This window comes from Endomicrobium proavitum, assembly GCF_001027545.1.
Classification (GTDB): Bacteria; Elusimicrobiota; Endomicrobiia; order Endomicrobiales; family Endomicrobiaceae; genus Endomicrobium; species Endomicrobium proavitum.
In genome coordinates this window covers 1557776-1571528 of the sequence record NZ_CP009498.1, presented here as the reverse complement: position 1 = coordinate 1571528, position 13753 = coordinate 1557776, and the positions used below count along the sequence as shown (strand labels likewise).

Here is a 13753-nt window from a genome sequence, read left to right as displayed (position 1 = left end):
TAACTTAATGTATTATAGCAAATTAGTTGGTATGTCTGCGCATGTGTATAGACAACAATATTCCCACCGCGCAAAGAGAAGACACCATAGACGACCCGCCGTAAGACAAAAACAACAAAGGCACGCCGGCAACCGGCATTAAACCCGTAACCATGGCAATATTAATTACCGCGTAAAACGTAAACATAGCCGCAATGCCCGTTGACACAAAAGAACCGTATCTGTCGCGCGCCTCGCGCGCAATAACCAAAGCGCGCCATATAAAAATAAAGTAAAGCAATATTACAAACTGCGAAGCAAGCCAGCCGCCTTCCTCGCCTATAACCGAGAAAATAAAATCCGTATGCTGTTCCGGCAAAAAACCCAGCTGCGTTTGCGTTCCTTTAAGAAAACCTTTGCCCGCAATTTTTCCGGAACCCATTGCTATTTTGGATTGTATAACGTTATACCCTGCGCCTCTTGCGTCCGACTCTGGGTATAAAAAAACAACCATTCTTTTGCGCTGATAATCTTTCAAAGTGCTTTCTACAGACAACGACGCGGCGCACCCAAACAAAATAGCAAAACTTAAAAGCACCGGATAAACTATTGAAATTCTCGTTTTAAGTTTCCATAAAAACCACCACGTAAAAAATAAAATAAATACGGCGCCGGCGGCAGCGTAAAAAATTCCGGCAAAGTTTGTTTGCAGGTAATTTAAGTAGCGACCAAACAGCGTAGCTGTATTTATTCCTTCCGGACTAAATCTGATATATTCAAACCCTAAAGGAATTCCAACGCTTGAAGCGCAAAATATTATTATGCATAAAAGATAAAAAGTTTCCGCGCCGGCAATGTAAATAAGAACAAGCGTTACAAGAAAATAAGACAGAGAAGAGGAAAACGCGGGCTCAAGCATTATAAGGGCGAAATGTCCCATAAGTATTAAAACGCAACCTATAAACACCGAAGGTTTGCGCACGCTTTTTATATTTTTATCCAAAAAAGAAGCTAACACCAATATATATATAAGTTTTGCAATTTCAACGGGCTGAAACGAAAAAATTCCCAAATCTATCCAGCGTTTTGCCCCGTTGATTGTAGTTCCGAAAATTAAAACGCTTACAAGAAAAATAATTGAAATTATGTATAAAGGCTTATCAAGCTGTTTGTAATACTGATAATTGAATCTGGCGATGCCAATCATAAAAACAACGCCTATTACAAAAGCCGCCGATTGCACCGTAAGATATTTTGTCATGCCGCCGTAATAATAGCTTGCGGAATACACCGCAAAAAGCCCCACTGCAACAAGCGCCACAACGGCGGCTACAAGCCACCAGTCAACGGCGTAACGTATTTTGCTGAAAACTGCTCTTGTGGAAAACATTAATTTTTATCCTCTTGGCTTTGCGGTTTTAAACCAAAATAAGCTTCGTAAATTTTTCTTGCCACGGGCACGGCGTTAAGCCCGCCGCCGCCGCCGTTTTCAACTATAACGGCTATCGCTATTTCAGGTTTATCGGCCGGCGCGTAAGTTACAAACCACGCGTGGTCTTCGCCTTGAGGGTTTTCAGCGGTTCCCGTTTTTCCCGCAACTTTTATGCCGGGCAATTTGCTTCTTTTGCCGGTTCCGCTTTCCACAGTTTCTATTAAAGCTTTGTTTACAAGGTTCCACGTGTCGGCGGACAGCTCTATGGGAGCTTTAGTTTTTATTGTATGCGTATAAACCGTTTCGCCGTTTGGAGAAACTACTTTATCTACTATATAAGGTTTAAAAAAAGTGCCTCTGTTTGCAACCGCCGCCATCATATCCGCCATTTGCAAAGGAGTAACCGTAAGCGCGCCCTGCCCTATAGAAAAAATAACCGTGTCGCCCTGCAGCCACGACATTTTCATTTTTGATTTTTTCCAGTCGGGGTTTGGCACAAAGCCGTTTTTTTCGCCGGGCAAATCTATGCCGGTTTTTTCTCCCAGATAAAAACTTTTTGCAAAACTTTCAATATTTTTTACGCCGAGCTTTAAACCGAGTTTATAAAAATAAGTGTTGCAGGATTTCGCCATTGCGGTGTACATATTAACTCTGCCGTGTCCGAAGCCTCTGTTGCAAATATATTTTCTGTTGCCAAGCTCAAAATAGCCGGTGCAAAAGTCGGTTTCGTTGGGGTCTATGTCTAAAAGCTCTATGCCCGCAATAAGCGTTACTATTTTGAAAATAGAACCGGGCGCGTAGTTTGCCTGAAGCGCCCTGTTAAAAAGAGGAAGCTTTTTATCTTTAACGTAAGTTGCAAATTTTTTTGTGCCCACCGAGTTTGTGTCGTAACCGGGAACAGACACCAGCGCTTTAATAGCGCCGTTTCGCGGGTCTATAACAACGGCGGCGCCCCTTCCCGTGGTGCTCTTTTTTAAAGCGTCGTAAGCGGCATTTTGAAGTTTTAAATCTATCGTAAGATGAACGCCGTCGCCAATTTCTATAGGAACATATTTAAAAGCTTTCGTCTGATAACCTCTTGCGTTTACCTCAAGCTGCCAACCGCCGTCTTGACCGTGCAAGTACGCGTTGTACTGTTTTTCAATGCCGCCTTTGCCGATGTAGTCTCCGAATCTGTAAGTTTCGCCGCCGAAACGCTCAAGTTCATACGCCTCTATTTCTCCGATGTAGCCTGTTACATGGCTTACGGATTCGGCAGCGCTGTAAATTCTTTTCGGCTCTTTAACCACGCTTATGCCGTTTAAACCTAATCTTTTTTCCTGAATTTTAAACATTTCATTTAGGGTAAGATCGTCGGCTACTTTTACAACTCTTCCGTAACGCCAGCTTTTGTCTATAGCGGGTTTTACGTCTCTTTTTAAAATTTTGCTTATTTCGTTTATAGTTTCTTCCGACGGTTCGTTTTGCTGCTCAAACGGATAAAACAACGCAACATAAGTAAAAATATTGCTTGTTAACGGCGTGCCGTCGGCGCTGTAAATTATTCCGCGCGGAGAACGTTCCCGCGTATTGTAAATGCGCTGGTCTTCGGAAACTTTTCTATACTGGTTTCCCTTAACCACCTGCAAATAAAAAATTCTTGCCGAAATCAGAAGAAACAATAACGCAAAAAACACAAGTATAATCTTGTGTTTTTCAAGAAAAAATTCGTATGCGTAATTATCTTCTCTTTGCCAAACCATTATTATTAACCTTTACTGATAAATGAATATTTCCGCTGCTTAAAAGAAGTTTTCGGCAAAAACATGCCCGCTGCAATATTTAAAACAAAAAACACAAACGGCGCTATTAAAACGGTGACTGCAATTTTTAAAGAACCCGCCCACGTTACTACAAACGGCGTATAACTTCCCGAGCCTTCGGGAAGAATCATACATATAAAACTAAAACCCAACCAATAAATAATGTTAGCAAAAAATACCATTGTAATCTGCGTAAACGCCTGATCTTCGTCAAAACTTTTTGCAAACATTCCGACTAAATATCCTATAACGGTAAACATAACTACTCTGCCGCCCAAAATGTCCGTAGAAAAAACATCCCACACAAGTCCGAAAAAAAATCCCGTAAGCTCCGCGCTTGTTTGTCCGCGCGAAAGAGCTAAAAATACTATAGCTATTAAAATAAAATTCGGGAAAACGCCTTTAACGCTTAAAAATTGTCCGAAAAAAAATTGCAATATGCAAAAGAATATAAAAAATAAAATATAAAATACGGCTTTTTTCATTGCGCCGCTCCGTCCGGAACTAATATAACGGCTTCATAAAGAGATTCCGATTCAAAACTTATCTCCGCCACGGCCGTTTTAAAATCCGTTGAAACTTCCTTGGAAACGCTCAAAATTTTTGCAATTGCAAGACCTTCGTGAAACACCGAACCCAACGGGCTTGCGATAACTTCATCTCCAACTTCAACGTTTGCGTTTGAAGGTATGTAAGTTATTTTAAGAACGTTAGAACCGAAACCTTCGGCAAGACAACTTATTCTTTTACCTTTAATTTCAACGGGAACAGACGACAAAACGTTGGTTATAAGCGCAACTTTTGCCGACGAGCCGTAAGTTTCCAAAATTTGCCCGACAGCGCAAAGCTCGCCGGTATCTCTTAACATTACAACCGGCAGCCCGTTATGCAAACCGTGTTTGCTGCCTTTGTCTATAATAAACCACTGATACCATTCATTCGGCTCTCTTATGGAAATTTTTGCAAAAACCGATTTTGTTCTGCGCACTTTAGGAATTTTCAGAAGTCCCGTAAGATTTTCGTATTGGGCGGACATAACGTCGTAGTTGCGAAGCTTATCAAGCAGCAGCTGGTTTTGTTGTTTGTAAACGATATTTTCCTGATTGGCGTAAACGATGCTTTTAATTTTATCCGCAAAAGAACCGGCAAAACCGAAAATTTGGTTTGCCGTGTTAATGCTTGGATAAGAAACATAGTAAATAAAATTTTTGACAAGACGCACTGCAGGCGTTAAGCGGGCGATAAGAAGGACAAAGCCTATTATAAGCAGAATCAGAAATACTATATTTGCGTGATTTGATTTGTTATTAGCGAGCATTTTACATACCGTGCGGTTTCAAACGGACGGCTGCAACAAAACGTTACGGAAAAGAAAATTTTAGATATTAAAGATTTTCTTTTCTGGAAACTTTAATGTTGTCAAGCTCTTCCAAAAATGCCCCTGTGCCTCTTGCCACGCATGTAAGCGGGTCGTCTGCAAGATTTACAGGAAGTTCTGTTTCCTGAGCAAGAAGCTCGGGCAAACCTCTTATGAGAGAACCGCCGCCGCTTAAGATAATTCCGCGGTCAACAAGATCGGCTGCAATTTCAGCCGGAGTTTCTTCTAAAGTATTTTTAATAACTTCAATTATAGCTTTTACGGGTTCGGTAAGAGCAATGCGCATTTCTTCGGAAGTCATTCTAACCGTTTTGGGAAGACCGGTAACTTGATCTCTTCCTTTAACGTCCATAACAAGCTCTTTTTCCAAAGGATACACGGAACCTATTTTAATTTTCACTTCTTCGGAGGTGTTGTCGCCGACTATTAAATTATATTTTTTTCTGAAATACTGAACTATAGATTCATTCATTTCGTCGCCGGCAACATTCAAAGATTTCGCAACTACCATGCCGCCAAGAGAGATAACCGCAACTTCCGTTGTTCCTCCGCCGATGTCAACAATCATGCTTCCTTCGGGCTCCTGAATGGGAATGCCCGCGCCGATTGCCGCCGCCATAGGTTCGTCAATTAAGTAAACTTCTCTGGCTCCGGCCTGCTCCGCAGATTCGCGGACGGCTCTTCTTTCAACTTCGGTAATTCCGGAAGGAACGCCTATAACAACCCTCGGGTGCAAAAGCGTTCTTCTGTTATGAACTTTTTTTATAAAGTATCTTATCATTCTTTCAGTAGCTTCAAAGTCTGCAATAACGCCGTCTCTAAGAGGCCTTATGGCAATGATGTTTGCGGGAGTTTTGCCAAGCATTCTTTTAGCTTCCGAACCTATGGCTAAAACTTTTTTGGTATCTTTTTCCATAGCCACTACGGAAGGCTCTCTTAAGACAATGTCCTGCCCTTTGATATAAACCAAAACGGAAGCCGTTCCTAAATCTATACCCATATCGTTTGAAAACAAACTGAAAAGATAATTAAACACTTTATAACTCCGATTTATATTACAAATTTTACAATGGCTTCTTTTGCCGCGTCGCCGCGACGAACGCCTGCTTTTATAATTTGAATGTATCCGCCGTTTCTTTCCTTATATCTTGGGGCAAGAACATCAAATATTTTCTTTACAACTTCTTTATTGTGTATTTCCGCGGACACGCCTCTTATTGCGCTAAGGTCGCCTTTTTTCGCTTTTGTAATAATTTTTTCCGCGTAACTTATAACCTCTTTTGCTTTAGGCAAAGTGGTGGTTATTTTTTCGTGAAGAAACAATTCGGTGGCAATATTTCTCAACATAGCTTTTCTGTGAGAACTTGTAACGCCGAGTTTGCTTCCGTTATATGTTTTTATCATTTCTTTGCTCCCTTCTTAATATCCATTCCGAAAGACAAACCTATTTCCGCAAGTTTTTCTTTTATTTCTTCAAGAGATCTTTTGCCGAAATTTTCAAAGTTCATCAAATCTTCTTCGGTAATTTTTACAAGGTCGCCGATAGTTTCAAGACCCGCGTTTTTCAAGCTGTTTGAAGACCTTGTTGAAAGATCTATTATGCTTAAAGGCTGGTCTAAAAGTTCCGCGCCTTTTTCTTCTTCGGTATTTGATGCCGCTTCTTCAACTTCAGATTCTTCGCTTACGTTGCCTGTGAAAATATTAAGACTGTTTCTCAAAATTTTCGCAGCCTGCACAAGCGCGTCTTTAGGGGCTATTGAGCCGTCTGTCCATATTTCCAAAACAAGTCTGTCGTAGTTGAGAATCTGCTCTACGCGGGTATTTTCAACTTCGTAGTTTACCTTGGTTATAGGAGAAAACAGAGAATCTAAAACTATGGTTCCCACGGAATGCTTGTTGTTTTTTATATCTTCGGCAACAACGTAACCTTTTCCGGAGGAAACTTCAAGTTCCATTTCCAAAACCGTTCCGTTGTCAATGTTTGCAATCTCCTGTTCGGGATTGAGTATTTCAACGTTAGCGTTGGCTTCTATGTCTTTTGCCGTAACTTTGCCGGCTTTTTTAACTTTCAAATAAAGTTTTTCAGCGCCTTCGGAACGAAGGTTGACTCTTATTTTTTTCAAATTCAAAACTATCTGGGCAACATCTTCTTTAACGCCTTTCAAAACGGCAAACTCGTGCAAAGCTCCGGTAATTTTTACCGAAGTAACGGCGGCGCCTTCAAGACTTGAAAGAAGAATTCTGCGAAGAGAATTTCCTATTGTGTGTCCGTATCCGCGTTCAAAAGGCTCTGCCGTAAAGCGGCCGTAGAACTGCGTTGCGGTTTTTTCTTCTAAAGTAAGTTTGCGTAATTTTTCTAAATCCGGCGTTTTCATTGCGTATAACCTCACTCAACAAGCCCGAGGGCTGTTAGTTTATTTTGAATAATATTCTACGATAAGCTGGCTGTCTATGGGGTGAGAAGTTTCCGCCGCCGTAGGCTCGCTTACAATTGTTCCCGCTACTTTGTTTTTGTCAAAACTAAGCCATGAAGGAACGTTGGTTGAAGTTTTTTCAATAAGTTTTTTTATAACCGCATTCTCTTTATACTTCTCGGGAACGGTTACAACATCGCCGGCTTTAAGCTGGTAACGCGGAACGTCCACTTTTTTATCGTTAACTAAAACGTTGCCGTGGTTAACAACTTGTCTTGCCTGCTTCTTTGACGACGCCAAACCTAAACGGTAAACAACGTTGTCAAGTCTGAGTTCAAGAAGTATAAGCAAATTGTCGCCCGTTGAACCTTTCTTCTTTTCGGCAACTTCGTAATAATGACGGAACTGTTCTTCGGTTAAACCGTAAATTCTTCTGGCTTTCTGTTTTTCGCGCAAATGTTTAGCGTAATCGGACATTTTGCTTTTTGCGGCGCCGTGCTGTCCGGGACCGTTTTTGCCTCTTTTTTTATCAAGAGCGCAATTTGTAAAACATCTTTCCCCTTTAAGGAAAAGTTTTTCTTTTTCTCTGCGGCACAACTTACATGCTGAACCTAAATAACGTGACATTTATAAAACTCCTATACTGTTTCTATTTGCTTATCATAAAGTTTCATCGGCAGCCGTGACGACGAAAACTTATTTGGAAGCTTTGAAGTTTAGCAGCTTTGAGGTTTAGCAACTTCACGTCTTTGTCTTTGCCAAACTTCCAACATTCTAAACTTCCTACTTTTTTTGAAGCTTTGAAGCTTAGCAACTGCACGCCTTTGCCAAACTTCCAAACATCTAAACTTCCTAACTTCCGCCGTTACTACACTCTTCTTGGTTTTGGCGGTCTGCATCCGTCGTGAGGAACAGGCGTAATATCTTTTATTGCCGTAATTCCAAGACCCGAACTCTGCAAACCTCTTATAGCCGTTTCTCTTCCGGGTCCGGGGCCGTTTACAAAAACTGCAACTTGTTTTACGCCCATGTCCGAAGCTTTTTTACCTACGGCAGCGGCAGTCATCTGCGCCGCAAAAGGAGTGCCTTTTTTTGTTCCCTTAAATCCGGAACCGCCGGCAGACGCCCATGCCAAAGTATTTCCTCTTTCATCGGTAATGTTTACTATTGTATTGTTAAAAGTTGATAATATATACGCTCTTGCAACTCCGCCGGTATATTTCTTTTTCTTAGACGGACCGCCGGTAGATTTTTTTTCGTCTGCCATTTACTTCCTCCGCATTTTATTTACATCATTTTTTTGATTTAAAATTGTCGTGCGCCGTTAATTTCAATTCTAACTTTGCCGTTCTTTAACCTTTTTTGCCCGGAGCTGCAGCTTTTCCTGCGCCTACGGTTTTTCTCTTGCCGCGTCTTGTACGGGCGTTGGTTTTTGTTCTCTGTCCGCGCACGGGAAGATTTCTTCTGTGACGCGTTCCTCTGTAGCTGCCTATTTCTATAAGTCTTTTAATGTTAGCCTGGATTTCTCTTCTGAGATCCCCTTCAACTTTAAGACTTTTCGTTATAAGATTGTTTATTTTATTAACTTCTTCTTCCGTTAAATCTTTAACTCTTTTCGCAGGATCTAACTGAAGTTCCGCGATAATTTCATTTGCTATAGCGGGTCCTATTCCGTAAACGTATCTTAACGCTATATCAAGTCTTTTGCCTTTTGGCAAATCTACTCCAGCAACACGAGCCATTTATTACCCTCCGAATTTTAACTGCAAAAGTTTAAAGTTTAGAGCTTAAATTATGCGCCGCTTCTGCGGCTTTCATAAGTTTCGGCTTCGCCGAAACGCAATATTTAAACTTTACTCTTTACTATTTACGCTTTATTTTTTATTATCCCTGTCTCTGTTTGTGTCTTGGGTCGCTGCATGTTACGCGAACAACGCCTTTACGTTTTACAACTTTGCATTTCTGACAAATAGGTTTTACCGACGCTCTTACTTTCATCTTTTGCTCCAAATGAAGTTCAGAGAGCTTAAAAAATTTAGAGAGTTTGGCTTTATTTAATTCCCCTTATTGCCAAACTTCCAAACTTCCAAACTTCCAAACTTCTAAATTATTTTTCTCTGTATGTTATTCTGCCTCTTTTCAAATCGTAGGGAGAAAGCTCAAGTTTTACTTTGTCGCCGGGCAAAATTTTTATGTAATGCATTCTCATTTTGCCGCAAATGTGCGCAAGTATAACGTGCCCGCCCTCAATTTCAACCTTGAACATAGCGTTGGGCAGAGATTCTAAAATTTTTCCGACAACTTCAATTTTTTCTTCTTTAGACATTTTATACCTTTGTTAAAATTTCGTTCCCGTTTTCGGTAATTACCACGGTGTGTTCAAAGTGAGCGCTTAAACTGCCGTCTCTTGTAACAACCGTCCAATCGTCCTCAAGCATTGAAACTTCGTATCCGCCGACGTTTACCATAGGTTCTATTGCAAGCACCATTCCGCAGGCAAGTTTTACTCCCGTATCGGGTTTGCCGAAATTAGGTATTGCCGGCTCTTCGTGCAAAGATCTGCCGATGCCGTGCCCGACAAAATCTCTTACAACGGAAAAACCCGCGGCTTCAACGGTTTTTTGAACCGCGTGCGACACATCGCCGAGTCTGTTTCCCGACAATGCTTTTTCTATTCCTTTCTGCAGGGATAATTCCGTAATTTTCAAAAGTTTTGAGGCGGTGTCGGAGATACTGCCGACTGCGTAGGTTTTTGCTGCGTCGCCGTAATAACCCTGATAAATTACTCCCATATCCACAGAAACTATATCGCCTGATTTTAACACCCGGGAAGCATTCGGAATCCCGTGCACAACTTCGTCGTTTATTGAAACGCACGCCGAAGCGGGAAAGGGAGAACTCATTCCCTTAACCCCTAAAAACGCAGGCACCATTTTCAATGATCTTATATATTTTTCCGAAAATTCGTCTATATCTTTTGTTGTAACGCCGGGCTTTATAATATCCGTAAGCTTTTCTAAAATTTCGCCCACAACGCGTCCGGCTACTCTCATTTTTTCTATTTCAGCCGCATTTTTTAATTCTATATTTTTTTTCTTAAGGAACACTGTTATACCCGCGGTTTGCCGCTAAATTTTACTCGTTAATTGATTTTTTTATTTGCTCAAAAACTTTTTTTTCGTTTCCGTGCCCGTCTATTTCTACAAGAATTCCCGATTTTTTATAGTAATCTATCAACGGTTTTGTCTGCGTTTCGTAAACTGAAAGCCTTTCGCGGACAACGTCTTCTTTATCGTCGCTTCTGTGTAAAAGATCTTTGCCGCAGTAGTCGCAAATATTTTCTTTTTTCGGCGCAAGCATGCTTACGTGAAACGAAGCTCCACAAACGCAAACTCTTCTTCCCGAAATTCTTCTGACGGCTTCATGATTATCTATTTGTATTGAAAAGACCGCCGCTATTTTTTTGTGCTTTTCTTGTAAAATTTTATCAAGCTCTTGCGCCTGATGAACGGTTCTTGGAAACCCGTCTAAAAGAAAACCTTTTTGAACATCGTCTTTTTCAAGACGTTTTACAACCATGTCTATTACAATTTCATCCGGAACCAAATGCCCCGACGAAAGATATTCTTTTATCACAGGGTCTGACTTTTTTGCTTCTCTAAACATATCGCCGGTGGACAGGTGAAGAATTTTAAACTCGTCAACAATCAGTTTCGCCTGCGTACCCTTTCCGGCTCCGGGAGGACCCAGAAGTATGTAGTTCATAAAACCTCTAAAAAGACAAAGTGAAAAGAAACAACAAACTAATTTTTTAGCTACCGTTTAAACTTTGAGCTTTAAATGCGCAACTACTTTACAAACAAATAACGTCGCGTTTATTTTACGTTAAACCAGCGTCCTTTTACACGGCCGTCTTTCATAAAACCTTCGTAGTGGCGCATAATAAGGTGCGACTCTATTTGCCCTACGGTGTCAAGAGAAACTCCGACAACTATAAGAAGAGAGGTTCCGCCGAAGAAGAACGGAGCGCTCATAAACGAACGCATATAATCCGGAAGAACCGCAATAGCCGCAACAAACAGAGCGCCGCCCAAAGTAACTCTTTCCAAAACTTTTTGTATGTAAGCCGCAGTCGGTTCGCCGGGTCTTATTCCGGGAACAAAACCGCCGGACTTTTTCATATTTTCAGCCAAATCTTTAGGGTTAAACGATATTGAATTGTAAAAATAACAAAAGAAAATTACAAGCGCGGCGTAAATCAAACTGTAAAAAATAGAGTTATGATTAAACCACGTGTTTATTGTTTGCGCGATAGGCAATCCGAAAATTGTCCAATTAGGAGCAAACTGCGCTATTGTAAGCGGCGCCGACAAAATTGAAATTGAGAAGATAACGGCTATAACGCCCGACTGGTCAACTTTAATAGGCAAAAACGAAGTTTGTCCGCCCATCATTTGTCTTCCTATCATTCTCTTGGCGTAATGCACGGGAATTCTTCTCTGCGCCGTTTCTATCCACACAACCGCCGCAAGGACGGCTACAACTAAAATGACAAGCGCAAGCGTGTAAATAACCGAAAGCTCCTGCATTTGAATAAGTTTTATAACGCTAAGTATTGCGTGAGGAATTCTTTCCACAATACCCGCAAAAATTATCAGCGAAATTCCGTTTCCTATTCCTCTTTCGGTAACCTGTTCTCCAAGCCACATTATTAACATTGTGCCCGTAACAAGCGTAATAACCGTTAAAATTATCCACGCCGCCGTAGGGTTTGGAACTATAGACATTCCCGAAGGAGTAGGCATTTTGCTAAGCGCCATCGTAAGACCGAAAGACTGTATAGCGCCGAGAATTAAAGTGCCGTATCTTGTAATTTGCGTAATTTTTTTTCTGCCCTGCTCGCCTTCTTTTGAAAGTCTGTCTAAATAAGGAATAACGTGCGCGCCCGACAACAAACTCATAATGATAGAGGCGTTGATGTAAGGCATTATACCCATAGAAAACAACGACATTCTGTTTAACGCGCCGCCTGAAAACATGTCAAGAAAACCTAAAAGACCGTTGCTTTGCGCATCAAATAAAGATTTAACCGCCGCGGCGTTTATTCCGGGAAGAGGTATTGCGGCGCCTATTCTGTAAGCGACAATTATCGCCAAAGTAAAAAACACCTTTTTTTGAAGCTCGGGCACTTTGAAAATATCGGTAAAGGTTTTTAACATGTTGTATTGTTCCGTTATTTAACGACAATTAAAAATATACAATTGTCTTATTTTACTACTTCGGCTTTTCCGCCGGCAGCTTTTATTTTATCAAGCGCAGATTTTGAAAAAGCGGCAGCTTTAACGGTTAACGCTTTTTTCAAATCGCCTACGCCCAAAATTTTAACAAGTTTGCCTTTTGAAACTATTCCGGCTTTTTTAAGCTCAACGCCGGTAACTTCCGCGTTAGCGTCAAATTTATTTAATCTTTCAACGTTTACCACTTCGTATTCTTTGCGGAAAGGATTGTTGAACCCTCTCTTCGGCATTCTTCTCAAAATAGGCATCTGTCCGCCTTCAAAACCTATTTTTTTAGATCCGTCGCCGGAACGGGCTTTTTGGCCTTTAGACCCGCGGGTTGAAGTGCGTCCGTGACCGGAACCTACTCCGCGTCCTACGATTTTCTTTCTATGTTTTGAGCCTTCCGCAGGCTTTAAATTGTTCAAGCCTATCATATTTCTGAAACCTCTTTATTTCTTAATTTTGCGACTTCTTCTTTTGTGCGAAGTTTTTGAAGCGCTTCAATAGTAGCGTAAACTACGTTGAACGGGTTTGAAGAGCGCATTGATTTTGTAAGTATGTCTTTTATTCCGACAGCTTCAAGAACCGCTCTCACTGCTCCGCCGGCGATAACGCCTGTTCCGGGAGCCGCAGGTCTTAAAAATACTTTACCCGAACCGGAAACTCCGATTATTTCGTGAGGAATTGTGTTTCCCTTAAGCTGAACGGGAACCATATGTTTAGAAGCGTGCGTGCTGCCTTTCTGAATTGCAGCCTGAACTTCGTTAGCTTTTCCCAAACCGCAGCCGACTTTGCCGGCTCCGTCGCCAACTACAACCAAAGCGTTAAAAGAAAATCTTTTTCCGCCCTTAACAACTTTTGCAACTCTGTTAACGGCAACAACAGTTTCTTTTAAACCGTTATCTTCTTGTTTTCTTCCGAATTTTTCTGCCAACTGATCCTCCAATACTTCTTATGCGATTAATTTATTTTATTTTAAACCGTAACTCTTTTAAAACTCAAGACCTTTTTCTCTTGCTGCGTCCGCCAAAACTTTAACTTTGCCGGTGTACTCGTAACCTCTGCGGTCAAACACAACTTTTTTTACGCCTTTCTCGGAAGCTTTCTGCGCTATAAGTTCGCCTACGGCTTTTGCCGCCGCAATTGTATCCGTAACTTTCAGCTTGCCTTTAAGCTCGGGAGCAAGAGTTGAAGCGGAAGCCAGCGTAACGCCTTTTGCGTCGTCAATAATCTGCGCGTAAATATGTTTGTGTCCGCGGTGAATTGCCAAGCGCGGTCTTTCCGTAGTGCCGTCAATTTTGTTTCTTACTCTTTTAACTCTGTAGTCAAATCTTTTTTTTGAATCTTTCATTTGTTTCCTCTGTTATGTTTTACAGCTAAAATATCTTCTTGCTTTTAACAGAGAGATTTTGATTTTACAAAATGCCCGCAATTGTTAAATTTAAACCAACCGCCGTAAACTCAAAAAC

General features: G+C 41.2%; 18 protein-coding genes. All 18 read right to left on the bottom strand.

Annotated features, from left to right (window positions below; all coding sequences use genetic code 11):
• Positions 1–22: 22 nt before the first annotated feature.
• The 18 genes from rodA to rplR all read right to left on the bottom strand — a co-directional run bounded on the left by rodA (position 23) and on the right by rplR (position 13635).
• The gene (gene rodA / locus Epro_RS06850; protein WP_052571490.1) at positions 23–1369 is read right to left on the bottom strand and encodes a rod shape-determining protein RodA; all 1347 of its coding nucleotides are present in this window, start codon (positions 1367–1369) and stop codon (positions 23–25) included.
• Positions 1369–3153: a penicillin-binding protein 2 gene (gene mrdA / locus Epro_RS06845; RefSeq protein WP_052571486.1), complete on the bottom strand. Its 1785-nt coding sequence runs from the start codon at positions 3151–3153 to the stop codon at positions 1369–1371. Before mrdA ends, rodA begins: the two co-directional genes overlap by 1 nt.
• Before the next feature lie 5 nt (positions 3154–3158).
• Positions 3159–3698, bottom strand: a complete 540-nt coding sequence (gene mreD / locus Epro_RS06840; protein ID WP_052571484.1) for a rod shape-determining protein MreD — start codon at positions 3696–3698, stop codon at positions 3159–3161.
• Complete coding sequence (gene mreC / locus Epro_RS06835; protein ID WP_052571482.1) at positions 3695–4531, bottom strand: rod shape-determining protein MreC; 837 nt, start codon at positions 4529–4531, stop codon at positions 3695–3697. Before mreC ends, mreD begins: the two co-directional genes overlap by 4 nt.
• Before the next feature lie 67 nt (positions 4532–4598).
• Positions 4599–5627, bottom strand: a complete 1029-nt coding sequence (gene mreB, locus Epro_RS06830) for a rod shape-determining protein (RefSeq protein ID WP_272945916.1) — start codon at positions 5625–5627, stop codon at positions 4599–4601.
• A gap of 14 nt (positions 5628–5641) precedes the next feature.
• Positions 5642–5995 carry a 50S ribosomal protein L17 gene (gene rplQ / locus Epro_RS06825; RefSeq protein WP_052571480.1) on the bottom strand — a complete coding sequence of 118 codons (354 nt, stop codon included), beginning with the start codon at positions 5993–5995 and terminating at the stop codon, positions 5642–5644.
• A complete protein-coding gene (locus tag Epro_RS06820) occupies positions 5992–6966 on the bottom strand; it encodes a DNA-directed RNA polymerase subunit alpha (RefSeq protein ID WP_052571478.1) in 975 nt (324 codons plus the stop codon). The genes rplQ and Epro_RS06820 overlap by 4 nt, the downstream gene beginning before the upstream one ends.
• Positions 6967–7005: 39 nt before the next feature.
• Positions 7006–7632 carry a 30S ribosomal protein S4 gene (rpsD, locus tag Epro_RS06815; protein WP_052571476.1) on the bottom strand — a complete coding sequence of 209 codons (627 nt, stop codon included), beginning with the start codon at positions 7630–7632 and terminating at the stop codon, positions 7006–7008.
• Positions 7633–7873: 241 nt separating this feature from the next.
• A complete protein-coding gene (gene rpsK, locus Epro_RS06810) occupies positions 7874–8272 on the bottom strand; it encodes a 30S ribosomal protein S11 (protein ID WP_052571474.1) in 399 nt (132 codons plus the stop codon).
• A gap of 85 nt (positions 8273–8357) precedes the next feature.
• The gene (gene rpsM / locus Epro_RS06805) at positions 8358–8747 is read right to left on the bottom strand and encodes a 30S ribosomal protein S13 (RefSeq protein ID WP_052571472.1); all 390 of its coding nucleotides are present in this window, start codon (positions 8745–8747) and stop codon (positions 8358–8360) included.
• Between the two features lie 142 nt (positions 8748–8889).
• Positions 8890–9003, bottom strand: a complete 114-nt coding sequence (rpmJ, locus tag Epro_RS06800) for a 50S ribosomal protein L36 (RefSeq protein ID WP_052571470.1) — start codon at positions 9001–9003, stop codon at positions 8890–8892.
• A gap of 109 nt (positions 9004–9112) precedes the next feature.
• On the bottom strand, positions 9113–9331 hold the full coding sequence (gene infA, locus Epro_RS06795) for a translation initiation factor IF-1 (protein ID WP_052571468.1): 219 nt from the start codon (positions 9329–9331) through the stop codon (positions 9113–9115).
• 1 nt (position 9332) lies between these two features.
• Entirely contained in the window at positions 9333–10112 is a 780-nt protein-coding gene (map, locus tag Epro_RS06790; RefSeq protein WP_202812877.1) for a type I methionyl aminopeptidase, read from the bottom strand.
• A gap of 28 nt (positions 10113–10140) precedes the next feature.
• A complete protein-coding gene (locus Epro_RS06785) occupies positions 10141–10770 on the bottom strand; it encodes an adenylate kinase (RefSeq protein WP_052571466.1) in 630 nt (209 codons plus the stop codon).
• Between the two features lie 110 nt (positions 10771–10880).
• Positions 10881–12224, bottom strand: a complete 1344-nt coding sequence (secY, locus tag Epro_RS06780; RefSeq protein WP_052571464.1) for a preprotein translocase subunit SecY — start codon at positions 12222–12224, stop codon at positions 10881–10883.
• Between the two features lie 47 nt (positions 12225–12271).
• Complete coding sequence (rplO, locus tag Epro_RS06775; protein WP_082121528.1) at positions 12272–12718, bottom strand: 50S ribosomal protein L15; 447 nt, start codon at positions 12716–12718, stop codon at positions 12272–12274.
• Positions 12715–13218, bottom strand: a complete 504-nt coding sequence (gene rpsE, locus Epro_RS06770) for a 30S ribosomal protein S5 (protein WP_052571462.1) — start codon at positions 13216–13218, stop codon at positions 12715–12717. The genes rplO and rpsE overlap by 4 nt, the downstream gene beginning before the upstream one ends.
• Before the next feature lie 57 nt (positions 13219–13275).
• Complete coding sequence (rplR, locus tag Epro_RS06765) at positions 13276–13635, bottom strand: 50S ribosomal protein L18 (protein ID WP_052571460.1); 360 nt, start codon at positions 13633–13635, stop codon at positions 13276–13278.
• Positions 13636–13753 lie beyond the last annotated feature (118 nt).